Source organism: Aeribacillus sp. SP014 (assembly GCF_054055575.1).
Window position 1 is genome coordinate 479284 of record NZ_JBSRXI010000001.1, and the last position, 24034, is coordinate 503317.

At 38.5% G+C, this 24034-nt stretch carries 21 protein-coding genes and 1 pseudogene; 17 read left to right on the forward strand and 5 right to left on the reverse strand.

All coding sequences use genetic code 11. The annotated features are described in order from the left end of the window. Window positions 1-266: 266 nt before the first annotated feature. The 15 genes and pseudogenes from ACVIJU_RS02485 (at window position 267) to ACVIJU_RS02555 (ending at window position 15725) form a co-directional block, all read left to right on the forward strand. Window positions 267-848, forward strand: a complete 582-nt coding sequence (locus tag ACVIJU_RS02485; protein WP_222422786.1) for a class D sortase — start codon at window positions 267-269, stop codon at window positions 846-848. Between the two features lie 728 nt (window positions 849-1576). After that, window positions 1577-2594: pseudogene (locus ACVIJU_RS02490) on the forward strand (LacI family DNA-binding transcriptional regulator). Window positions 2595-2670: 76 nt separating this feature from the next. After that, window positions 2671-3552, forward strand: a complete 882-nt coding sequence (locus ACVIJU_RS02495) for a sugar phosphate isomerase/epimerase family protein (RefSeq protein WP_456687207.1) — start codon at window positions 2671-2673, stop codon at window positions 3550-3552. Window positions 3553-3576: 24 nt separating this feature from the next. Beyond that, on the forward strand, window positions 3577-4752 hold the full coding sequence (locus tag ACVIJU_RS02500) for a substrate-binding domain-containing protein (protein ID WP_327859078.1): 1176 nt from the start codon (window positions 3577-3579) through the stop codon (window positions 4750-4752). Window positions 4753-4790: 38 nt separating this feature from the next. After that, window positions 4791-5954, forward strand: coding sequence for a levoglucosan dehydrogenase (locus tag ACVIJU_RS02505; protein WP_063389101.1), 1164 nt, complete (start codon window positions 4791-4793; stop codon window positions 5952-5954). A 62-nt stretch (window positions 5955-6016) separates the two neighbouring features. After that, window positions 6017-7264 (forward strand): sugar ABC transporter ATP-binding protein, encoded by a 1248-nt coding sequence (locus ACVIJU_RS02510; protein ID WP_456687208.1) that lies wholly within the window; start codon window positions 6017-6019, stop codon window positions 7262-7264. After that, window positions 7215-7517, forward strand: a complete 303-nt coding sequence (locus ACVIJU_RS02515) for an ATP-binding cassette domain-containing protein (RefSeq protein WP_456687209.1) — start codon at window positions 7215-7217, stop codon at window positions 7515-7517. Before ACVIJU_RS02510 ends, ACVIJU_RS02515 begins: the two co-directional genes overlap by 50 nt. Further along, entirely contained in the window at window positions 7498-8502 is a 1005-nt protein-coding gene (locus tag ACVIJU_RS02520; RefSeq protein WP_130156905.1) for an ABC transporter permease, read from the forward strand. Before ACVIJU_RS02515 ends, ACVIJU_RS02520 begins: the two co-directional genes overlap by 20 nt. Window positions 8503-8529: 27 nt before the next feature. After that, window positions 8530-9693: a Gfo/Idh/MocA family protein gene (locus ACVIJU_RS02525; protein WP_066251420.1), complete on the forward strand. Its 1164-nt coding sequence runs from the start codon at window positions 8530-8532 to the stop codon at window positions 9691-9693. Further along, complete coding sequence (locus tag ACVIJU_RS02530) at window positions 9690-10661, forward strand: sugar phosphate isomerase/epimerase family protein (RefSeq protein WP_066251416.1); 972 nt, start codon at window positions 9690-9692, stop codon at window positions 10659-10661. The genes ACVIJU_RS02525 and ACVIJU_RS02530 overlap by 4 nt, the downstream gene beginning before the upstream one ends. Window positions 10662-11158: 497 nt before the next feature. Then, the gene (locus ACVIJU_RS02535; protein WP_063389097.1) at window positions 11159-12367 is read left to right on the forward strand and encodes an ABC transporter substrate-binding protein; all 1209 of its coding nucleotides are present in this window, start codon (window positions 11159-11161) and stop codon (window positions 12365-12367) included. A gap of 21 nt (window positions 12368-12388) precedes the next feature. Further along, window positions 12389-13261 carry a branched-chain amino acid ABC transporter permease gene (locus ACVIJU_RS02540; RefSeq protein ID WP_063389096.1) on the forward strand — a complete coding sequence of 291 codons (873 nt, stop codon included), beginning with the start codon at window positions 12389-12391 and terminating at the stop codon, window positions 13259-13261. Beyond that, window positions 13258-14256, forward strand: a complete 999-nt coding sequence (locus ACVIJU_RS02545; RefSeq protein ID WP_327856166.1) for a branched-chain amino acid ABC transporter permease — start codon at window positions 13258-13260, stop codon at window positions 14254-14256. The genes ACVIJU_RS02540 and ACVIJU_RS02545 overlap by 4 nt, the downstream gene beginning before the upstream one ends. Window positions 14257-14266: 10 nt before the next feature. After that, window positions 14267-15040: an ABC transporter ATP-binding protein gene (locus tag ACVIJU_RS02550; protein WP_117016884.1), complete on the forward strand. Its 774-nt coding sequence runs from the start codon at window positions 14267-14269 to the stop codon at window positions 15038-15040. Further along, on the forward strand, window positions 15033-15725 hold the full coding sequence (locus ACVIJU_RS02555; protein ID WP_066251407.1) for an ABC transporter ATP-binding protein: 693 nt from the start codon (window positions 15033-15035) through the stop codon (window positions 15723-15725). The genes ACVIJU_RS02550 and ACVIJU_RS02555 overlap by 8 nt, the downstream gene beginning before the upstream one ends. 599 nt (window positions 15726-16324) lie before the next feature. Here ACVIJU_RS02555 and ACVIJU_RS02560 read toward each other — a convergent pair. Beyond that, window positions 16325-17437 carry a cobalamin-independent methionine synthase II family protein gene (locus ACVIJU_RS02560; RefSeq protein WP_117016882.1) on the reverse strand — a complete coding sequence of 371 codons (1113 nt, stop codon included), beginning with the start codon at window positions 17435-17437 and terminating at the stop codon, window positions 16325-16327. Window positions 17438-17625: 188 nt separating this feature from the next. Continuing rightward, complete coding sequence (locus tag ACVIJU_RS02565) at window positions 17626-18153, reverse strand: YceI family protein (RefSeq protein WP_063389090.1); 528 nt, start codon at window positions 18151-18153, stop codon at window positions 17626-17628. 544 nt (window positions 18154-18697) lie between these two features. Between ACVIJU_RS02565 and ACVIJU_RS02570 the strand changes: the two genes are divergently transcribed. Then, entirely contained in the window at window positions 18698-19147 is a 450-nt protein-coding gene (locus tag ACVIJU_RS02570; protein ID WP_117016880.1) for an alpha/beta fold hydrolase, read from the forward strand. A 454-nt stretch (window positions 19148-19601) separates the two neighbouring features. On the opposite strand, the gene ACVIJU_RS02575 is transcribed toward ACVIJU_RS02570, so the two are convergent. Then, window positions 19602-20255 (reverse strand): HAD family hydrolase, encoded by a 654-nt coding sequence (locus ACVIJU_RS02575; RefSeq protein WP_117016879.1) that lies wholly within the window; start codon window positions 20253-20255, stop codon window positions 19602-19604. 596 nt (window positions 20256-20851) lie between these two features. Continuing rightward, entirely contained in the window at window positions 20852-21637 is a 786-nt protein-coding gene (locus tag ACVIJU_RS02580; protein ID WP_117016878.1) for an HAD family hydrolase, read from the reverse strand. A 182-nt stretch (window positions 21638-21819) separates the two neighbouring features. Between ACVIJU_RS02580 and ACVIJU_RS02585 the strand changes: the two genes are divergently transcribed. Beyond that, window positions 21820-22119 carry a hypothetical protein gene (locus tag ACVIJU_RS02585; protein ID WP_063389087.1) on the forward strand — a complete coding sequence of 100 codons (300 nt, stop codon included), beginning with the start codon at window positions 21820-21822 and terminating at the stop codon, window positions 22117-22119. Window positions 22120-22422: 303 nt separating this feature from the next. On the opposite strand, the gene ACVIJU_RS02590 is transcribed toward ACVIJU_RS02585, so the two are convergent. Further along, a complete protein-coding gene (locus ACVIJU_RS02590; RefSeq protein ID WP_063388609.1) occupies window positions 22423-23643 on the reverse strand; it encodes an IS110 family RNA-guided transposase in 1221 nt (406 codons plus the stop codon). Window positions 23644-24034 lie beyond the last annotated feature (391 nt).

Consider the following 24034-nt stretch of genomic DNA (forward strand, 5'->3'; position numbering starts at 1 on the left):
TCTTATAGACAAGCCCCTTTGTCCTTCACAACAATTTTAAATTCTGCCCTTGAGACGTTCTTACTTTTTTTACTTATTTCAGATCAATTGAAAACAGACCGACGCCTAGCATTTTTATGGGCTGCTTTAACAGGTTTCCCTAAGAACAGTAGCTGGGGTCCGATTATTTTATTTTTTGGTTTTCTCCGCAAAATGAAGCGGATGTCTTCTCGACTTTTTATGGTAAAATAATTAACAACAGTCTCTATTAAAGGAAGAGGATGCATGTGAAAAATTGGCTGCCCATTTTGTTTATTAGCTGTGGTTTGTTTTGTGTCGCATATGGCGGATGGAAGTTATGGTCAATGCACAGCGCACAAAATGAGGCATTGAAGGAAGCCCATCAGCTTGTTGGTGCAGAAGGTCTAAAGAAAAAGGAGAGAAGCGAAGTTGTACCAAGCGACTTTCAACCGAAAATGGACGAGGTGATTGGCATTTTGCACATCCCGAAACTTAAAGCACAATTGCCGATCGTTGAGGGGACGGATGAAGACGAATTGGAGAAAGGCGTCGGTCATTACAGAGGCACTGCTTTTTCTGGGCAAAACGACCAAATCGTTTTATCAGGACATCGGGATACAGTTTTTCGCAATGTTGGCGATTTAAAAATTGGAGATGAACTCATTGTTGAAATGGAGTATGGTCGTTTCACATATTTGATTCAAGAAACAGAGATTGTTGATGCCGATGATCGAACAGTGATCCGATCTACTGCTCCAAACGAAGTTTTAACGTTAACAACATGCTATCCGTTCGGTTATATTGGAAATGCGCCACAGCGATATATTATTTATGCGGTACCGGCATAATTCAGTGGAAAAACGAGCCCTTGCTATAAAGCATCAAGGGCTCTTTTCTGTTTTAATAAAGTCATTCAGCCGTCTATCGGTAACTGTTCATTTAGCATTTGAATGAAGTTAAATGAGCGGTAATTGAATGATAAATTTGGGGCTTTAATTGCAGATTAAGGCGATGTCGATTTCAAATTATTTCATAGTAAGATCCAATGGGCATTCATAAATAAAAAATTCTAATTTTTGATTGGAGAGTTGTTCGAGTTTTGTTTTTCAATATTTCATTACTGTACACGTGCATGTATGCTGGATGTCTCTTGCAATTGGCAGTATATTTTACACTTTACATCTGCATTTTGCTGAAAAAAAGACTGCTAAACTGTCTGGATGAATAATATTGGATTACCTGTTATGACCAGAAGCCCGGTTTTTTACTATTGGCACCCAATGGTTCAGTTATTGCTGTGATTGGATATTTGCCATCGGATACAATGTGTTGCGTAGTTTGAAGAATTGACTTTGTCAATCATTTAAAATGCCGCCTCGGAATATATAACAATTTGTTTTTTATTCTAAAAACCTTTTTTCCCTTTTAACGCTAATAAAGTTTTACAAACAATTAATTTTTAAAAAAGTAGAAAAAGTATTGCTTTTTATTTTGTAATCGATTACACTAGATTACAAATCTAGCATAAAAAATAATACAGCCAAAGGATTTTTATCTAGGAAATGGAGATCTGGATATGGTTAGAATTAGCGATGTTGCAAAAATGGCAAATGTGTCCACAGCTACTGTTTCCAGAGTTTTAAGCAATTCTGGGAACGTCAAAAAAGAAACGGCTGAAAAAGTATTGGAAGCAATCAACAAAGCTGAATTATCAACCAAATTTATTGGCTCGACAGCTGAGACGCTTAGAAACAAAAACGGTTCTTGTTGTAGTGCCTGATATAACAAATACATTTTTCTCAAAAATATTGAGAGGGATAGAGCAAGTAGCGATTGAAAACGATTACGAGGTCCTTCTGGGCGACACCGGGAATAGTTTAGAGCGTGAAAAAGGCTATTTAGATATATTGCGCCAGAAAAAAGCAGATGGAATGATTTTGTTGACCGCAAGACTTGAATCTCATTTATTAGAGGAGATTTCTCATGAATTCCCAGTGGTGCTCGCATGTGAATATTTGGAGGGATCGGATATTCCAACTGTTTCTATTGATAATATTAGCAGTGCCAGAAAAGCTACGGAATATTTGATCAGCTTGGGCCATAAACGAATAGGATTTTTATCAGGCCCAATGGACGTAATATTGAGCAGAGACCGCTTAAAGGGCTTCAAGCAAGGAATGATGCAGCATGATATTGCGATCGAACCGAATTTAATTCAAGAGGGAGATTTTTCATTTGAGAGCGGTTTTAATTTAATGACAAAACTGCTTGCGCTTACTGAACCGCCAACTGCTGTTTTTGCGTCAAGCGACGAAATGGCCATTGGAGCGATAAAAGCGATCAAAGCAAAAGGATTGAAAGTTCCAGATGATATCTCAATAGTTGGTTTTGACGATATTAAATTCGCATCTATTTTTGAACCTGCGCTAACAACTGTTTCACAGCCTATGTTTGAGATAGGTCAGAAAGCGATGGAATTATTAATAAAACTTATTCAGAAAGATAAGCTGGAAAAAAGCCAATATATATTAGAAGATCAACTGGTTATTCGCGAGACATGCAAAGAGAAGAAGAAAGATATGATTAAAATGTAATGGATTACAAAAATATACGCCTTATTCCCCTGATTTTTTTCATTTTAATGTAATCGATTTCATTTTATGGGAGGTGATGGAAGCTTTTCAATACGAATGGGGTAAAAAAGCAACTGATGAACATGTAAAAGAATTAGGAGGGGTAAAAATGAAGCTAGGCTACCAGACCAATACTTGGGGCGGTGTTGTTGGCCATCCGGCAGGGGTTACGTCAATTAAAGATCTTTACTATTTGGCAAATGGATCAACAGAAGAAGCATTAAAAGATATAGCTGCTTCCGGTTATAAAGGTTTTGAAATTTTTGACGGAAATTTGATGCAATATGTAGATAGAAAAAAAGATTTTCAAGCATTAATGAACGAGTACTCTTTAGATTTTGTGGCGGTGTATACAGGCGGAAATTTTATTTTTCCAGATATTTTGGAAGAAGAAATGTTGAAAATTGAAAAGGTTGCAGCATTTGCTTCCGAATTAGGCGCCAATCATCTAGTTGTCGGCGGGGGAGCTGTACGTTCAAACGGGATTTTAGAAAACGATTACATTCATTTGGCAAATGCATTAAATAAAGTTGTGGAGATTGCCCAAAAGTACGATTTAATCCCAAGTTATCATCCTCACCTGGGTACGATCGTAGAATCACCTGCTCAATTAGATAAGCTGATGCCTTTAACAACTATTAATCTATGTCCTGATACGGCGCATCTTGAGGCAGGCGGAGGCGATCCAATCGAAATTATCAAAAAATACTCATCTAGAATCAAATATGTCCACTTTAAAGATTATGATAATGGTCAATTTTTGCCATTAGGAAAAGGACACCAAAATTTTGAAGAGATGACGAGAGTATTGCAAGAATCTAATTATGACGGCTGGATCACGATAGAATTAGACAGCTATTCGGATCCAAAACAAGGTGCAGAAATCAGCAGAAATTATTTAAAAAATATTGGTTTGTAACATTTTATGAAAAGGGGATGGCTTATGAGAAAAATTTTCGCGATATTTTCCATATTTGCAATAATTAGCAGCCTTATTCTCGTCGGTTGTAATCAAAACAAATCAAACAATGAAAATAGCTCTTCTGATCAAAACAAATCATCATCTGAAGCTCCTGCATCAGGACCTATCACGATTAATAAGGAAATTTCAGATAATCAGTTAATTTTAAGTAAAGGCCCGCACGGGGAAACAGCAGTTTCCGCCAAAACATTGGAGCTGACCGAAGAGGAAATAGCAAAAATAAAACAAGGAAACTATAAAGCGGCGATTGTCATGCATTATGCAGGGAACGACTGGTCAACCGCCCAAATTGACGGGTTAAAAGCAACGTTTGAAAGAATGGGAATAGAAGTAGTGGCTGTAACGGATGCAGACTTTAAATCTGAAAAACAAGTTTCGGATATTGAAACAGTGCTTGCTAAAAATCCGGATATTATTGTCAGTATTCCAGTAGACCCGGTATCTACCGCTGAGGCTTATAAAAAAGCTGCTGAATCAGGCGTAAAATTAGTTTTCATGGATAATGCGCCTCAAGGGCTAGAACATGGAAAAGATTATGTGAGTGTTGTTTCAGCAGATAACTACGGAAATGGAGTTGCAGCAGCTGAAATTATGGCTGAAAAACTGGGCGGTAAAGGGAAAATTGGAGTTATCTTTCACGATGCTGATTTCTTTGTGACGAAACAGCGTACAGAAGCTTTCGAAAAAACAATTCAAGAAAAATATCCTGATATTGAGATTGTTGCACGAGGCGGAATAACAGATCCAAACGATGGTGAAAAAGTGGCTTCGGGTATTTTAACGAAAAATCCTGATTTAGACGGCTTGTTTGTCGTTTGGGATGTACCTGCTGAAGGTGCACTCGCAGCAGCACGGACAGCCGGGCGTGACGATTTAGTTATTACGACCATTGATCTAGGAACAAATGTAGCTTTGGAAATTGCTTCTGACGGTATTGTAAAAGGATTAGGAGCGCAGCTTCCGTATGACCAAGGAATTTCAGAAGCTATTTTAGCTGGATATGCATTGTTAGGCAAAGAAACCCCTCCGTATGTGGCAGTTCCAGCTTATAAAGTCACAAAAGAAAATGTTCTTGAAGCATGGAAGCTTGTTTACCATAAAGAGGCACCAGATTCTATTCAGAGTGCAGCAAAATAATCATTATTCATTTTTTAAACTCAATGGGAGGTAAGGTTATGAAAAAGTTTAACATAGCAATGATCGGCGCTGGATTTATGGGGAAAGCCCATTCGCTTTCATATGCAGGTATGCCCATGTTTTTCTGGCCTGCTCCTGGAATCCCCCATCGCAAAACGGTTGTCGATGTTACGGATGAATTAGCAAAAGAGGCAGCTCAGCGTTTTGGTTTTGAAAGCTATTCTTCTAACTGGAGAGAGGTTATAGAAGATCCTGATATAGATATTGTTGATATTGTAACACCTAATGATACTCATGCTGAAATTGCCATTGCAGCGGCAAAGGCCGGCAAACATATAATAAGCGAAAAACCGTTGGCTAGAAATGCTGAAGAAGCAAAAAGGATGCTGGATGCTGTAAGAGAAGCAGGAGTTAAACATATGGTGGCTTTCAACTACAGAAGAACGCCAGCCGTAGCTTTAGCAAGAAAATATATTGAAGAAGGAAAAATTGGAAAAATACTGAATTTTCGCGGAACGTATTTGCAGGATTGGTCCGCAGATCCTCAATCACCTTTGTCCTGGAGATTCCAAAAAAAAGTTGCAGGTTCAGGTGCACTCGGAGATATTGGAACACATGTAATTGATTTTGCGCGGTATCTCGTTGGGGAGATCACAGATGTCATGGCAGTAACAAAAACATGGGTGCCGGAAAGACCGATTCAAACGAGCGGAGTTGATAAACTCGGCACAGTCAAAGGTGAGGCAGAGGCTCCTAAAGGTCAGGTTGACGTTGATGATGAATTTACAACGTTAGTAAAATTTGAAAACGGTGCCATCGGCAGTATTGAAGCAACACGTAATGCATGGGGAAGAAACAATTTCTTGACATTTGAAATCCATGGAGAAAAAGGGTCATTATATTTCAACTATGAACGACGTGATGAGCTGCAAGTTTGCTTTGCTGATGATCCAAGCGACAGCAAAGGATTTAGAACAATTTACACCGGTCCTGAGCATCCGTACGGTCAAGGATTATGGCCAATCCCAGCGTTGGGAATAGGGTATGGCGAAACAAAAATTATCGAAACTTATGATTTCATAAAATCCATTGTAGAAGATACTGAAGTTTCGCCGAATTTCTACGATGGCTATCAAATTGCCGTAATTTGTGATGCGATTTTAGAATCAGCTGAAAAAGGGATATGGGTAAATTTGAAATGAAAGAACAACTATTGAGGCTACTCTTGCTTTGAGTAGCCTCAAATTAAAAGAAGGTGATCAAAATGGACAAACCTTTATTATCATTGAAAGGAATTTCAAAATATTTTAACGGCATCAAAGTTTTAGACTCGGTTGATTTTACTTTAAACAAAGGTGAAGTTCATGCATTAATGGGGGGAAATGGCGCCGGCAAATCCACATTAATGAAAATATTAACAGGCGTCTATCAAGCTGATGAAGGTGAAATATATATTGAAGGAAACAAAGTAACGATTAAGGATGCGAACGATGCGAAAAACAATTATATTTCCATGATTTTTCAAGAATTTAGCTTAATCCCTTCACTGACTGTCGCTGAGAATATTTTTTTAGCTCGAGAGCCAAAAAATGCAATCGGGATACTTAATGATAAAAAGAGTATAGCCAGAACAAGAGAAATACTCAAGGAAATGGAAATTGACATCAATCCAAAGGATATCGTCGGAGATCTTGGTGTTGGGTACTGGCAAATGACTGAAATAGCAAAAGCTTTGTCGCATGAGACAAAAATATTAATTATGGATGAACCTACATCATCCTTAACGGAAAAAGAAACAGATGTTTTATTTAAAATCATCAATAAGTTAAAAAAGAAAGGTATTTCTATCATATATATCTCACACCGTATGGACGAGATTTTTAGAATATGCGATAAAATTACCATTTTACGTGATGGAAAAAAAGTTGCAACTGAACAATGTAATCAAATCGATATGGAAACTGTCATTCAGCATATTGTAGGGGATGATTTAGATAAATCGTTTGAATGGAAAGAAAGATATTATTCGACAGAGGGAACTCCAGTCTTAGAAGTCAAAAATTTAACTTCCAACTCCAAAGTAAAAGATATCAGCTTTCAGCTCTACTCAGGAGAGATTTTAGGAATTGCTGGATTAATGGGGAGCGGAAGATCTGAATTAGCGCGTGCCATTTTTGGCATTGACCCAATAAATAAAGGTGAAATTTATATAAAAGGCAAGAAGCATACAATCAAAAGTCCATCAGATGCGGTTAATGCCGGCATAGCACTTATTCCAGAGGACCGGAGGCTGCAGGGGTTAATTCTAGATTATAGTGTGAAAGAAAATACGATTTTACCGATTCTATCAAAATTAAAAAAAGGAATTTTCATCGACCATCGCAAGGCTAATATGATAACGGAAAAATTTGTAAAAAGACTAAATATTAAAACAGATCATATTTTTATAAACAGCAAAGCTGTTGTCTGGGGGCAACCAGCAGAAAATTGTATTAGCGAAATGGCTTGCTAATGACCCTGAAATATTAATTTTAGATGAGCCTACGATCGGTGTAGATATTGGCGCAAAAACCGAAATCATAGATATTATTCGTGAATTAGCTGACAGCGGGAAATCAATCATCGTCATTTCTTCTGAGCTGCAGGAGCTGTTAGCGGTAAGTGATCGAATTCTAGTAATACATGAAGGAAGAAATGTGAAAGAACTAAAAAGAAAGGAAATTCATTCAGAGGAGGTTCTCCAGCATGCTATCCAAGGACATTAAATTTAATGAGCAAGATCAGTTGCAAAATAACCTAAGTCCTTCGAAACGATCAATGGCATTTGATTGGCGCAATTATATTGTATATATAGCTTTTATTGGAGTGTTAATCTATTTTTCCGTTACGTTATATGACGATGGTTTTCTATCAACATCAAACTTATTGAATATCGCCCGCCAAACGGCGATGATTTCGATTATGGGAGTTGCGATGACTTTTGTAATTAGCACGGGCGAAATTGATCTTTCTGTCGGATCTATTACGGCGTTATCCTCTTTAACAGCAGCATTAGCGCTGCAAGCTGGCTTCGGCTTGATCGGGGGTCTGGCAGCTGGATTAGGAACCGGTTTGTTAGTTGGATTAGTAAACGGTTTTCTAGTTACGAAGATCGCCATCCCCTCATTTTTAGTTACGCTTGGGATGATGGAAGCGGTAAAAGGCTTGGCGATGTGGATAACAAATACTGCACCAGTGCCGATTGTCCATTCTACGTTTAATTATTTATTTGGTTCAGGAGATATCGGACCGATTCCTATTTTATTGATTTGGACAGTTGTGATTACAGTTATCGGCCATATTTTATTGAAAAAAACCGCGTTTGGCAGGCAGACACTAGCAACCGGGGGAAATGAAATTGCTGCCAAATATACAGGAATCAAAACGAATCGAATTAAATTTATTGTGTTTCTAGTTTCCGGTTTAATGGCAGGATTTGCTGGCTTATTATATGCCGGCCGGATGCATTCCGGGAGGTTTACATTTGGTGAAGGCGACGAACTATCCGTTATTGCTGCTGTAATTCTTGGCGGAACAAGCCTATTCGGGGGAGTCGGAACCGTTATCGGCACCGTTTTTGGTTCTATCATGATTGGAACAATAAACAATGGATTAATCATCATGGGGCTTGATGTAAGCCAGCAGATGATTATTAAAGGGTTGATCATCATTTTGGCCGTGGCGTTCGGAAGGAAAACGTTAAAAAAATAATCATCCAAAAGAAAAGGAGCATTGTTTATGTCAGTTATCAAAGTAGGCGTAATCGGGACAGGGTTTTCTGCTAAGTCGCACATAGAAGCACTGAGAAGATTAAATGGTGTTGAAGTGGCTGCAATTAGTGCCAGAACATTAGAGAAGGCAAAAAAAGCAGCCGAACAATTTGGAATCCCAAGGTATTATGGAAATGAAGATGATTTAATAAATGATCAAGAAATAGATGTCGTTCATAATTGTACTCCTAATTATTTGCATTATTATATCAATAAAAAAGTTTTAGCTGCCGGCAAGCATTTGCTGTCAGAAAAGCCGTTAGCAATGACGAGTGAAGAATCGAGTGAATTAGTAAGGTTAGCCGAAACAAAAAAGGTCGTCGCAGGAGTATGCTTCAACTACCGTCATTATCCGCTAGTTGCCCAAGTGAAAGAGCTGATGGCCAGCGATGAATACGGTCCGGCACATTTAGTGTATGGAACGTATCTTCAAGATTGGCTCCTGTATGATACTGATTACAACTGGCGTTTAAATGAGGAAAAAAACGGCAGATCACGTGCGATTGCTGACATCGGTTCCCATTGGTGTGATACTATTCAATATGTTCTCAATCAAAAGATTGTCGAGGTATTTGCTGATTTAAAAACGGTTTATCCTGTAAGGAAAAGACCGGTTGGAGAAATCGAAACCTTTAAAAGTGGAGGTCAAGATTCTTTCGAAGAAATAGAGATTAATAGCGAAGATTGTGGCAGTGTGCTGGTTCATTTTGAAAATGGAGCACATGGGGTATTCACCGTTTCGCAAGTAAGTGCTGGAAGGAAAAATTTCTTTACGTTTGAAATTGCCGCGCAAAAGAATACTATTTATTGGAATCAGGAAGAGCCAAACAAAATATGGATTGGACGCCGTGATCAGGCGAATATGGAGCTAGTACGGGATCCTTCCTTGCTGTCTGACTTTTCTTCTTCGCTGGCGCATTACCCTGGCGGTCATCCAGAAGGATGGCCAGATGGTTTAAAAAACTTATTCATTGATTTTTATAAAGCAGTAAAAGCGCATCCAAATCCAGCCTCTTCTTCCTTTGCCACTTTTGAAGACGGACACTATATTATGAAGCTGATTGAGGCTATATTAAAAAGCCACGAAGAGAAAAGATGGGTCAAGGTTGAGACAGGGGAGGTATTGAAATGAAATTAGGTGTTTTTACCGTACTTTACCAAGACCTGCCGTTCGAGGAAATGCTTGATAAAGTGCGAGAAATGGGGATAGAGGCGATAGAATTGGGGACTGGCAATTATCCGGGCAATAAACATTGCAATCCGGATGAATTGCTTGAAAACAGCATGAAACTAAAAGAATTTCAGCGGGCCATCGAAAGCAGAGGGCTGACGATAAGCGGTCTAAGCTTTCATGGCAACCCGCTTCACCCGGACAAGAAGTTTGCGGCTGAATCCCATGATGTATGGAGAAAAACAGTGCTGTTAGCAGAACGTTTGGAAGTATCAGTTGTGAATGGGTTTTCCGGATGTCCAGGCGATCATCCAAATGCGAAATACCCTAATTGGGTTACTTGTTCCTGGCCTCCGGAATATATGGAATTACTGGAATGGCAATGGAATGAAGTGACAATACCGTATTGGCGGGAGGAAGCAAAATTTGCCAAATTGCATGGTGTAAATAAAATTGCTTTTGAAATGCACCCAGGTTTTATTGTTTACAATCCTGAAACTTTATTAAAGTTAAGAGAAAATGTAGGGCCAAGTATTGGAGCGAATTTTGATCCAAGCCATCTCATTTGGCAAGGCATTGATCCTGTTGAAGCAATAAAAAAATTAGGACGTGAAAATGCCATATTTCATGTACACGCTAAAGATACTTATTTGGATCAAGCAAATATACAAGTGAATGGCGTTTTAGATACAAAGCATTACAGTAAAATTTTGGACCGATCATGGACATTTCGGTCGGTTGGCTATGGCCAAGGTGAAAAAGTGTGGAAGGATATTGTAAGTGCCTTGCGTGCTGCCGGATATGATTATGTTCTTTCAATTGAACATGAGGATATGCTGGCATCCATTGATGAAGGATTAGGAAAGGCAGTAAGCTTATTAAAGCAAATTCTTTTTAAAGAAGAAGTTGCTGAAATGTGGTGGGCATAACAGTCACATTGTAAAGGCAATCCCTAGGGAATTTTGAGAGTCCCTAGGTTTTTTTATTTGGGTTACGATGGGCATCACTTTTAATGCGAATTTTTTTGCGGAAAGTCCTCTGCAAATAAAAGCTTAGGATATTCATCTGTCTTTCTTAAACAATTACGAATAAAATTTATTCATTAAGCCATTTGTTTGTATGACGAGTGTAAAAAAAATAAATAATAAAATTTTCGTTATTAAAGAAAAAATGAAGATTGAATGATGAGAAAAACAAGAATTTCCAGCGTTTTCTGCGACGATCATAGATTTCATTAACTATATGTTTTTTTGACGAAATGAATAAAAAATATTGAAATTTTAAAAATTCAGATATATTATAATATTTGAAATATTAGTTCCGGAGGAAAAGGGAGGAGAAAAGATACCCAGGAAAATGAAAGCGTTTTAAAAAAGGGGAGGAGAATTTTGAAAGCGTTTTACTTAACAAGTACGGGGGGATTTTGATGAAAAAGAAGTTATTTTTGATTATGCTAGTTGTTTTCTTAGCCGTTTTATCGGCTTGTGGCAACAGCGCGATTCAGTCAACATCGAAAAAAGAAGAAGGCGGGAGCAAAAGCGGAGGAACAATAAAAATTGGTGTGCTGCTTCCAGATTCGGGGGTTTATGCTTCACTTGGAAAGCATTTGCACAAAGGTATGGAGCTGTATTTTGACAGCATTGATTGGAAAATTGGCTCCAAAAAAATCGAAATTATTAAAGAAGACAGTGAAGCTGATCCGCAAGTAGCATTAAGGAAAGCGAGAAAATTGATTGATCAAGATAAAGTGGACATTTTAACAGGAACGGTAAGCACGGCGGTAGCCTATGCCATTCGCGATGAAGTGGATAAGAAAAAAATTCCGTTCCTTGTTTCGCATGCGGGAGGAAATGATTTAACGAGAAGCAAACGAAGTGACTATATTTGGCGTTCTTCTTTTTCCTCGTGGCAGATTGGCAATTCATTAGGAGAATGGGCGTTTCATAACGTAGGAAAGACAATGTACATTGCAGCAGCAGATTATGCGTTTGGACGGGAAGTATCTGAAGCGTTTAAAGAAGCTTATACTGCCGCAGGAGGAAAAATTGTCGGTGAAGTTTACCCGCCTCTCGGAAACAATGATTATTCCTCTTATTTGACCACGATTAAAAATGCAAAGGCTGAAGCAGTATATGCATTTTTCGCAGGAAGTGATGCGGTGAGATTTGTTCAGCAATACGATCAATTCGGGTTAAAAGAAGATAAGAAATTAATTGGTTCCGGCTGGCTTGTTTCAGAGGACGTGCGGAAATCACAAGGAAACGCAGGAGTTGGAACAATTTCCTCTATTTTCTGGGATTATAGTATAAAAACAGAAGAAAATAGACAGTTTAAAGAGGCTTTTGAAAAGAAATATAATGAACGCCCGACCATTGAAGCATTGGAAGGCTATGATGCTGCCAAAATTATTGCAGAAGCGCTGACAACGCTTGACGGCGACGCCTCAGATCCAGATAAAGTGGTAGAAGCGATTTCTAATGTTGAATTCATAAGCCCGAGAGGCCCGATTAAGTTTGACAAGGAGACCCACCACGTTATTCAAAACATGTATATCATTGAAACCAAGCTTGTGAATGGACAGACGGAAAACGAAGTGATCGAAATTATTGAAGAGGTGAGAGATCCAGGAAAATAGATAAAAAAAGAGGTGATAATCATGGATATTATCGGGGCGCAGCTAGTAAACAGCATTTCATACGGGCTTTTGCTCTTCGTCATTACATGCGGATTGTCGCTCGTCTTTGGCATTTTAGGAGTATTGAACTTGGCGCATGGATCGTTGTATATGATAGGAGCTTATGTCTCATATTCGATTACCGTCCATTCTGGACAAAATTTTTGGCTTGCCTTAATCATTGCACCTTTAGCAGTAGCTGTTTGCTCTCTCATTATTGAAATGATCTTATTGCGGCCGACTTATCAGCTAGGGCACCTGTCACAAGTATTGTTAACATTTGGGCTTGCGTATGTCATTCATGATATGACAGCGGCGATATGGGGATCGGATGTTTTATCGATCCCTTTGCCTCAAAGTTTATCAGGTACGGTAACCTTATTTAATCAAGCCTTTCCTGTCTATCGTTTAGCTGTAATTGCAATAGGTTTAATTTTAGCGGGGCTGTTGTGGTTCATTCAAGAAAAAACGCGCTGGGGGGCGATCATTCGCGCTGGACTGAGCGATAAAGAGATGATATGTGCTTTAGGTGTAAATATTCAACTAGTTTTTACCGTCGTGTTTTTCATAGGGGGATATTTAGCAGGTTTTGGCGGAGTCATTGCTGCGCCGATCCTCGGGCTTTATCCAAGCATGGAATTCCAAACGCTTATTTTGGCATTAGTTGTTCTCGTTATAGGGGGCTTAGGGTCGATCGCTGGAACGTTTGTGGCCAGCTTAACGATTGGGATTGTTGAGACTTTTTGCCGATTTTTAGTTCCTGAGTTAAGCTTGTTCGTCGTTTTCGGATTAATGGCGGTCGTCTTAATCGTCAAACCGAACGGATTGCTCGGAAGGCAGGTGGTTAAGCATTGAACAAAAAAGGTTTCGTTCTTATTGCCGCAGTTATGTTGCTCATCTTTTCCCCCTTTATCTTTTCTTTGTTTTATTTAAATTTGGTAACTGAAATTTTAATTTTAGCTATTTTCGCTCTTAGTTTAAATATTTTGGTCGGATATACCGGGCTGGTTTCGCTTGGCCACGCGGCGTTTTTTGGAGTCGGGGCTTATATGTCCGCCATTCTTGCAAGGGAGATATCTCCAAACTTTTTCCTTACTCTTTTCGCCTCGCTTGCGGCTGCAATCATTGCATCCGCCATCATCGGAATTTTTTGCGTAAAGGTGAGCGGCTTTTATTTTCTTATGTTAACATTGGCTTTTTCGCAAATGATTTATTCATTTGTCCACCAGTCAACGACTATCACGGGCGGTTCAAACGGATTATCAGGCATTCCAAGCCCTTTAATTGGATCACTTGATTTTTCAAACCCGGTTTACTTTTATTATTTGATATTGCTTTTGTTTATATTGATCTACGGCGGTTTAAGCCTCATCGTACACTCCCCTTTTGGGCAAGTATTAATAGGGATTCGCGAAAACGAAACAAGATTGAAATCGATGGGCTATCATACAACACTATATAAGCTTGCCGCATTTGTTTTAGCCGGCGGGCTCGGCGGAGTAGCAGGATCGTTATATACAAGCTTTAACAGCTTCATTTCGCCTAGCGATGTATATTGGACGATGTCTGGCTCTGTTTTAATTATGGTTCTTATCGGCGGTTCCGGAACAATGATCGGGCCCGTTTTGGGAGCAGCATTTATCGTCATTTTAGAAACGATTGTCAGCTCTTATACGACCATGTGGATGATGATTATCGGGATTATCTTTATCTTGTTTGTCGTATTTTTCCCAAAAGGAATTGTCGGGCTTGGAAAATTGCTCTTTCAGTCATTTTCAAAATCCAACAAGCTGTCAGCTATTTCCGGAAAAAAATCCAATGCGTTGTATAACAATGATGTGAAGAATTGAGGGATGGGGCATGGAGAATCCTGTAATCTTGAAGATTGATCGCGTCGGCATGCATTTTGGCGGTCTTGAAATTCTTAAGGATGTTTCATTGGAAGTGAAAAAAGGTGAGCGGATAGGCATTATCGGTCCGAATGGAGCCGGGAAAACGACCTTTTTCAACATTTTAACCGGCGACCTGAAGCCGAGCAGCGGGTCCATTTATTATAAAGGAGAAAATATAACGAATGTTGCCAACTTTAAACGGACAAACGCCGGAATCGTCCGCACCTTTCAACGAAACAATTTGTTGAACGAACTGACGGTGCTTGACAATTTATTATTAGTTTTACAGCGGAAACATCATTTGCAAAACGTGTGGTTTAAAAAGAGAAACGAAAAAAAATACCCGAAGCTTTTCGAGGAAGCAAACCAATTGATCAAAACTTGGGGATTGGAAAAGCGCGCAAATGAAATAGTGAAAAAGCTGTCATACGGCGAACAGCGGCAAATCGAAATTTTGCTTGGCATTGCGATCAATCCGCAAGTTTTATTATTAGATGAGCCGACTGCCGGCATGTCGCAGGCGGAAACGGATTATATTGTCGATTTGCTGCACAATTTGCCGAAGGACTTGACCGTTTTAATTATTGAGCATGATTTGGAGGTCGTATTTGGACTGGCGGATAGAATGGTCGTTTTATATGACGGAGGAATTCTCATTGACGGCGATCCAAATGAAGTGAGAAATGACAGGAGGGTGAACGAAATATATATTGGAAAGGAGGAAGCGGCAGCACATGCTTAAAGTTTCAGATTTAAATACATTTTACGGCGACAGCCACGTCCTCCATAATGTTTCGTTAACGGTTGAACAAGGCAAGGTAACCGTCCTGCTGGGAAGAAACGGAATGGGGAAAACAACAACGATTCATTCTATCATGGGAATCATTCAATCAAAAAAAGGAAAAATTGTGTTTGAAGAACAGGAAATTCAATCAAAGACGAGCTTCCAGGTTTCGAAATTAGGCGTTGCTCTTGTTCCGCAAGGGAGAAGAATATTTCCGAATTTGACTGTAAAGGAGAATTTAATGACCACTTATAGGCCTGCCGAAAATGGCTGGACATTAGAACAAATTTATGACACGTTTCCAAGGCTGAAAGAAAGAGAAGCATCGATGGGAGGGGCTTTGAGCGGGGGAGAGCAGCAAATGCTCTCAATTGGACGCGCTTTGCTAACGAATCCTAAATTACTGCTGCTTGACGAGCCGTCAGAAGGATTGTCCCCATTGATGGTTCAGGAAGTGAAACGGATTATTCGTGAATTAAAGAAGCAAGGTCTTACAATGCTTTTAGTTGAACAAAATTTATCGATGGCGCTTGAGCTTGCAGACCGCATATATATTTTAAACAAAGGCTCAATCGTGTTTGAAGGCTCTCCCGACGAATTAAGCTCTGCTGTAAAGCATAAATATTTGCTGTTAAGTTCGTAAATTGCTCAGAAACATCTGATGATGATGCTGTCAAAAAGAAAAAGGGGCTCTTAGAAAGTCAAATCGCCATTGAAAACAAAAAATCATAAACACCGATATATCAACGTTTCTAAAACATTAATGGGGGCTAATAAGCCGTAAAATCGACTTATTAGCCCCCCTTTTTTACATATTTTCCAGAATAATAGAACGGAAGAAACAGGTCATGACGGTGATTTTCCTAAATAAACTGATGAGCGGGCAGCACCTTATTTTGCAAAAATAAATTGTCGGCGATTTGCAATCAAATTTTCCAAAAGAAAAACAGAGCTGCTGCAATTTACGGGTATCATTTCTAGAAATATTGATTCTTGATGCATAACCCGAATAGAGCTTTCGCAAAGCAGAAAAAGGTTCAATTTGGAACTCTTACATGCTGCAATTGCTTCGGAATGAACGATGAAACCAATCAATATAGGTAAAGCAAGCTGCTGCCTTTTATCGAAATTCCGCCACATTCTGTCCGCAAGCCTCGCTTAATTGATAGTTCATTGCACGAAATTCACGTTCGACAGGCTCTTAACATTACACATTTATGTAAGTATTTCTTTAGTAAACGATTATTTCCAAACCTCTTCGGCAATTTCTACGACATGGCGAAGTTTTGCCCATTGCTCGTCTTCTGTGAGCAGGTTTCCTTCCTCAGTTGATGCAAAACCGCACTGAGGGCTTAAGCAAAGCTGATTGAGATCAACAAATCGGGATGCTTCATCAATGCGCCGTTTAATTTCATCCTTATTTTCTAATTCTCCAAATTTTGACGTGATCAAGCCGAGAACGATGGATAAATTTGACCGGTTTACGAAGCGAAGGGGTTCAAAGCCGCCGGCTCTTTCGCTGTCGTATTCCAAAAAGAAGCCGTCCACATTTACGCCTTCAAACAATATTTCCGCCACTGGCTCATAGCCGCCGGATGAAATCCAAGTGGAACGGAAATTGCCTCGGCATATGTGCATCGTAATTCTCATATCATCAGGACGATTGGCAACAGCTTCATTAATTGTTTTCGCATACAATTGTCCTAACGTATCCGGATTTAAGCCGCGGGCCCGCATTTGCTCCTTTTGCTCTTCTGAACAAAGATATGCCCATGATGTATCATCCAGCTGCAAATAACGGCATCCAGCATCGTAAAATGCTTGAATTGCTTTTTTATACGTTTGGGCTAAATCGTGGAAAAACTCGTCTTGATCTTCATAAGCGCTTTTTTCAATCGTCCCTCTGAAATGAAGCATGCTCGGGCTCGGGATAGTCATTTTGGCTGTATGGCCGGAAGCGATGCTGTTTAGAAACTTGAAATCTTCAAGCATCGGATGGCCATTGAAATCTAGTTTGTCAACAACTTTAATAGAATGAGATTTTGTTTGTTTTTGATGGAATTGGATTCCGGTCTCTGTGTCGTATCCTTCAACACCTACTAAATTTTCAAGGAAGTCAAAGTGCCACCAAGCTCTTCGGAATTCGCCGTCTGTCACCGCTTTGAGGCCAATTTCCTTTTGTTTTTTGACGATGCGTGTGATTTCTTCGTTTTCCACCTCTCTTAATTGCTCAGCTGTTATTTCCCCATTTGCTTTTTTCAATCGGGCTTGTTTAATTCGGTCTGTTCTTAACAGACTGCCTACATGATCTGCTCGGTAAGGCGGCAAGTGGCGTTGCAATGATTGATGGGACATATGCTGTTTTCCTCCTTCTCCGGTTGAAATATTATGAATAATAACAAAAAATGAAAGAAAAGTAAACTTTATAAGCAAGGGGATTTTTCATTAGAGAGGTATGAATGCCATTTTTTGATAAATTTTCATAAAATAAAAGCCCTCAGCCGCCATGTGCGGCCAAGGGCAAATCACTTGCCTGAGAAAGATTAGCTAATGACAAATTCGAAGCTGCCGAATAATTTTACATCTTTGCCGATGAGGAATCCTCCTGTTTCAAGAGCAGCGTTCCATGTTAAACCATAGTCTTCGCGATTGATTTTTCCTTCTACATCAAATCCTGCGACAATGCTTCCGTCCAACGGGTTTTTCGATTGACCGTTGAATTCTACTTTGAACGTTTCGGTTCTAGTAACATTTCTAATTGTCAATTTTCCTGTTACTTCATAGTCATCGTCGGAAACCTTTTTAATAGATTCGCTGACAAACGTGATGACCGGATAGTTTTCGACATCAAAAAAATCCCCGGAACGAAGATGGTTGTCTCTGTCTTCATTTTTTGTGTCAATAGAAGAAGCTTGAACTGTTACTTTTACTTTTGCAGATTCGAGCTGATCGACATCACCGTCAACTTCTACATCAAATTGTGTGAATTCTCCCTTTGCTTTGGAAACCATTAAGTGTTTTACTTGGAAAGAAATAGAGCTGTGCACCTTATCTAATTGAAAATTTGCCATTTTTTATTTTCCTCCTTTTGTTTTGATATTATCATAACCGAAAAATATCTCGAATTCAAATATTTTTATATAAATATTTTTTGACAAGGTAAAAGAAAAAAGAACCAATTTTGATAAGATATTCTTTAAGTAGACAGTGGACAAGGCCCATATACTTAGAGGGGATTTTTTTGAAACGAAAAGAGCAAACATTTCGTCATTATTAAGAAAAAGGCTCTGCTTCCTTATTGACGAAAAGCACCCTTTAGAAAATTCGCGTTTTTTATTTTTGTTTAACCTCTGCAAGCAATTGGCTTATTGCAAAGGAATCAGGGCGGGAGAGATGGTTCGAATGGCGTTGGCATAGCCGATCAATAGAATGTTTTATAGAGAGAAGTGAAAGAATGAACAGTAAAAAGAAATCTTGATTTTGGATAATTCCAAAAAATATTTTTTTGTTTATGATTACAGCGGCTCTGATTTGAGGCGTTTTCCATCACATCATGACAGTGTATAAGCAAAATATCCACCATTAGGACAATTAGTTGAAGTAGATGGAAAGAATATGCACGTTTATACAAAAGGTGATGGAGAAAACACGATTGTGTTATTAAGCGGTTTAGGCACAGCAGCTCCCGTGTTAGATTTCGAACCCTTAGTAAATGAATTGGCAAAGAATCATAAAGTGGTCGTAGTAGAGAGCTTTGGATATGGATGGAGCAACGTAACGAATAAGGAACGAACAGTGGAAAATATAGTGGAGGAAATTAGAACCACTCTAAAAAAATCAAATATAGAAGGTCCATACATATTGATGCCGCACTCTATTTCTGGCATATACAGCATGTATTATGCTAATGCATATCCAGATGAAGTGAAAGCAGTTATAGGGATTGATTTCACCTTGCCGCAGGTTTTAGAGTATTTCGGCGAGTCAGCTCCAACAATGTCCGAATATATGAAGTATGTTTTCACCAACTGGAATTGCACGATTGGCATTATATATCATTCCTGATGATTTCCTTCCTAGTAGCTGAAAAAGGTACTTATTCCGAAGAGAATTGAACAATGACCAAAGCCATTTCTAGGCATATCAGGCGGGAAAGTTAAATTGACTGTTTGCTCAATATATTTTTTATTTCATTTGCTTCTTGTTTGTATCCTTTGCCTTGATTTTTACTTCGAAAGAAGATCGAGTGAACGAAGATGGGAAATCCAATGTAACTTTTTATCAAACGAAATTAAGCCGCAGTTTTTCAAGTAAAATAGTTACTTTAGAAGGAAATCATTATCTTCATTGGACTCGTTATAAAGAAATGAGTGCACACGTAAATGATTTCACGAAAACATTTGCAGGTGGTGTTCATTGAGGAAGCAACTAGATAAAGGACCTCCTTGGGGGTTCTTTATCTAGCGAATTATCAAATATTATTTGGTAGAGCTTAGCATTAATACGAGATTTTAATTCTTTATTGTTCAATAAATTTTATGACATCGCTCAAACTTTTTTCTGCCATGGAATGAAGTCGCAAATCATAATTTTCGAAAGGTAAAGACTCCGTTACTGGATTTGGCACAATTACGCATTTCAGTCCAGCAGCTAGAGCTGCTTGGAGCCCATTTAAAGAATCTTCAAATGCTAATGCTTCATTTGAGCTGATATTTAAGGCATCAACTGCTTTTAAATACAAATCAGGTGCCGGTTTTACCTTCTCAACATCATCCTGTGTGATAATAGTATTAAAATAGTTTAACACCCCAAGTTCATCTAAATAATGAGTTACCCACTCCCTTGTGGAGCTTGAAGCAATAGCAATTTTATATCCTAAATTGTTTGCTTCTTGCAAATAATCCTTTACACCTTCACGTGCCTGAGGTGTTTTCATCTTTTCTTTATAAATGCTTTCTGCTTTGGCATCAATTTCCTCAATATTACAGCTTTCTCCCAATTGTTGTTTGAAAAACTCGTAAAGTACTGTATTATCTGACCCAACGCTTTTTACATAATGTTCAAGGGGCAAATCAACATTATAATAACCTAAAGTTTCTTTATAAGCCTCAAACCAGGGAGTCTCTGTGTCTATAATTAAACCGTCGAAATCAAAAATAATTGCTTTTATCAAAGCTTTTTCTCCTTTCCACTCATGAGGATAAAATAAATACACCTTCATAAACTATATGCAATAAAGTTAACTCAATATGTTCCAGCAATTCTGAGCACCAATCGATTGCTCATGATTTCAATAATAGTCTAATCGTTTCTTTTTATGCGGATAAAGGAATATATATTGTATCGGTTCACGCTCATAATTAGGAGCACATTTCCTGACCTTTCAGTTTATTTCATCAAATAAATTCGGTCCTCTCCCTGCCGCAAAACCTTCATCGCCCGTTTTTTCTCTCCAATGTGAACAAAGATGTCTCACTCCGGTCTTGAAGATGAGGGGAGACCAGTTTTCTCTTTTCTGGTATTCGTCTAAGCAGAATAGAAGGACTCGGTCACATGGCAGCCGTTCTGGCAAAGACATCTGCCTGGATCACGCTGCATCGAGTCCTTTTTTTCCTTAAAATAGTAATGTTGTATTTTTCTCACTGTAAAACAACGTTATGAACAATTTTTGCATTGTGCTCCAGCTGAATACCGAAACACAGTTTTGCATAATCTTTTTTTACAACTGTCTATTTGGCAGGGAAAAGACTATTTACACAGTCTACTTACTTATTCAACGAGACCAAGCTTTTTCAAACCGTGATAGACACCGGAATTTGTTACGTCTGTTGTTTGGTGCTTCGCATATGGCAAAAGGTTTGGATCTGCGTTCCCCATTGCAAAACCTTCGCCGACTATTGAGAGCATCTCTTTATCATTCATGGCATCGCCAAAGGCAATGGCGCTTTCTTTTGGCACGCCAAGATAATTTAATATTGCTTTGACAGCTTTGCCCTTATTGACCTTTTCCCTAATGACATCGTAGCATTGGGCCAGGCCTTCGATATTCACTTGGGATAAGTATATAAGATCGTCTTTTTCATAAAGAGAAACATCGCGATCAGCTAAATTTAATATCGTCATTCCTAAAACTTGATCGATGATATCATATGAAAACAACTCATTTTTTTGTAAATGAAATTTTTGGATGAAATCTTTCATAGCAGGGGAATCAAACGAGCTAAGGACATTTTTTTCTCTTGTATACATGACGAGCTCGTGTCCATGGTGTTTGGCGGTATGCACAAAGTTTTGAACAAGATCTGGATTCATCGTCTCTTTTAAAATCTCGCGGCCCCTATAAACCGTAAATGCGCCGTTATAGCCAATAAACGATTGAACGTTCAGCTCTTTGCCGATATGCGAAATTTCATGCAAAGGTCTCCCTGTTGCCAGAAAGACCTCTACACCTTGTTTCTGAACTTCAGCTACAGCTCTTTTCGTAGATTCTTGAATTTGATCATCCGGTGTCAAAATTGTTCCGTCTATGTCCAAAAATAAAAGTTTATATGTCATCTCCATAAACTCCCGTTAAAATTTATTTTGTTGTAAGATTTTATCATAAAATAAAAATTGTGAAAACTCTAACAAGATGAATTGTCTTGCAAAAATAGTTTTTGTGCCGGGCTGAAGAATGTTTGAAACATTTCAATTCGCAAATTCGTATATTGAAAAAACGGATACAGAGGTGGATTTATATGTCAGTAGTCAACATTTTAAAATGGGTAAGCGGGGGTCTTGAAGCATTTTTCGGAATTCCAGTTATAGGTGGAACGATTATATTATCTTTCCTATGGACGCCTTTGGCGTTTATGTTTGTACTGCACCTTGTGACGTTGATTTTTGCCATTATAACAAATAAAAACAAGCATGGCAGCATTTTAGGAATTATTACTTCCTGCATTGCATGGATTCCGATTGTTGGAATGGTGATGCATATCATAACGGCAATTTTCCTCTTGATCGATGCATACCGTGAGTTTAAATATGAAATTTAATGTTTTTTTGCTTGGGGGTGTCTAATAAGTCGTTTTTACGGCTTATGGACGCCCCCATTAATGTTTTAGAAACGTTGATATATCGGTGTTTATGATTTTTTGTTTTCAATGGGGATCTGACTTTCTGGACAGCCCCTTTCTTACCTCTAGTCAAGTATTTTTTATTAAATAATTTGGTTAATATAGATTTTATTTTGGAAGGAAGGGGGACCCCTTCCTTCCAAAATAAATTTTCGCATGACAAATAGACCTCACGATTTCCATTTTTTTCGTCAGGTCTTTGTGATATAATCTTACTTACGATTACTGATGCATTGTTGCCTTTTCGTAATCGTATTTCAGATTATGTGTGATAAGGTGATAAGCCGATTTCAAGAACTTATTCACGCATGCTATGGACGCAACTTTATGAGGTTTCCTCTGGGGTTGCGTTTTTAATTTATCATAATAATCTACAATATGATTTTGTGTGTTTTTCCGTAGTTGGATCATGGTCTGGATCATGTAAAATAGAATCTTTCTAAGTTTGTTATTTCCTCTTTTATTAATCTTGTCTTTATAAAAGGTATTCCCAGATTGATATCTCATAATATCAATACCGACGTAAGCATTCAGTTGTTTATGGTTTTTGAATCGTCGAATATCTCCTAATTCTCCAATTAAACGAACTGCAGTCGTTTCTCCGATTCCTGGAAATGAAATTAAAATCTGATACTCTTGTTTATCTTTCGATAATTTAACCATCTTTTGGACAAGTTGATCTCTTTTCTCCTTCAAGTCTGCAATCCGTTTGGCATAATCCCGCACTTGTTCACAGCGAATATCATCTTTTGAAATTGCTGGATACGCTTCTTTTGCTGCTTCGATTAAAGCGATCCCTTTTTCTTCAGCACGTGCCAATGATAAGTTTTTTCTTGTGTTGGCTTTTAAACGATTACGAATCACTGTTTTTGAACAAACTAACACATGATCCGGATGAGGGTATAATTGAACGACATTCAAAAATAAAGCAGAACGTTTACTGAATAGCTTTTCTAACTCGGGAAAACTCAATTGTAGAATCGCATGTAAACGACTATATAAATGCGTCATTTCACTACTTAATTCATCATAATATCTCGTCATTGCACGCATTTGTTTATAATATTCCCCTTCTTGATAAGTTTGTTCACGTTCAACTCTAAAGTGAGTTTTCGCAAGTTCATGAGCGTCGCTTTTATCTGTTTTTTGTCTCCTCATTGAAGCCATTTGAATATTCGCTTCGAGTGGGTTAACTCGATAATACATATAACCTTGATCACCTAAGAATCGTTCTAGTGGTTTTGAATATACGCCTGTTGCTTCAAAGACAATATCAGGTGCCTGTGCATCTTTTTGTGTTAAAGATATAAGGGTTTCGTTTAATTTCTCGAAAGAGTAGCGGTTATGGGTTATTTCACCCTCATATTCGCATTGACGATAACGGTCATAAATGACCATTGTACTTTTCCCCATACTGACATCAAATGCCACTACGTGTTTCATATTTTCTGCCTCTCCTTTTTAGCCAAACATAGAAGTTCTTCACATTGCCTTATTGATTCCATTTTCTTATACACGGTCTCTTCGGACCCAACATACTAAACTGATTCAAATAAGGATGTGAAGTTGGTCTGTTTTTAATACGGACTCTATTTGGTCCCAGGGGATGTTCGACCTTCCTTCACTTCTACTATAAAAAAATAGTAGCACAAACCTTGGCCTAGGTCTGTACTACTAATGTTAGTATGTTTTTTTAGAAAAAAAGTTACTGACCTAAAAAATTGGATGTGTTATCGGCATCTGTGCTTTCTGCTTTCTAATCCAAGATGAGAAATGTCAGTCTTCAAAAGCTGAACAACTTTGGTACAAGCCGCGATGCTACGACAATTCAAAT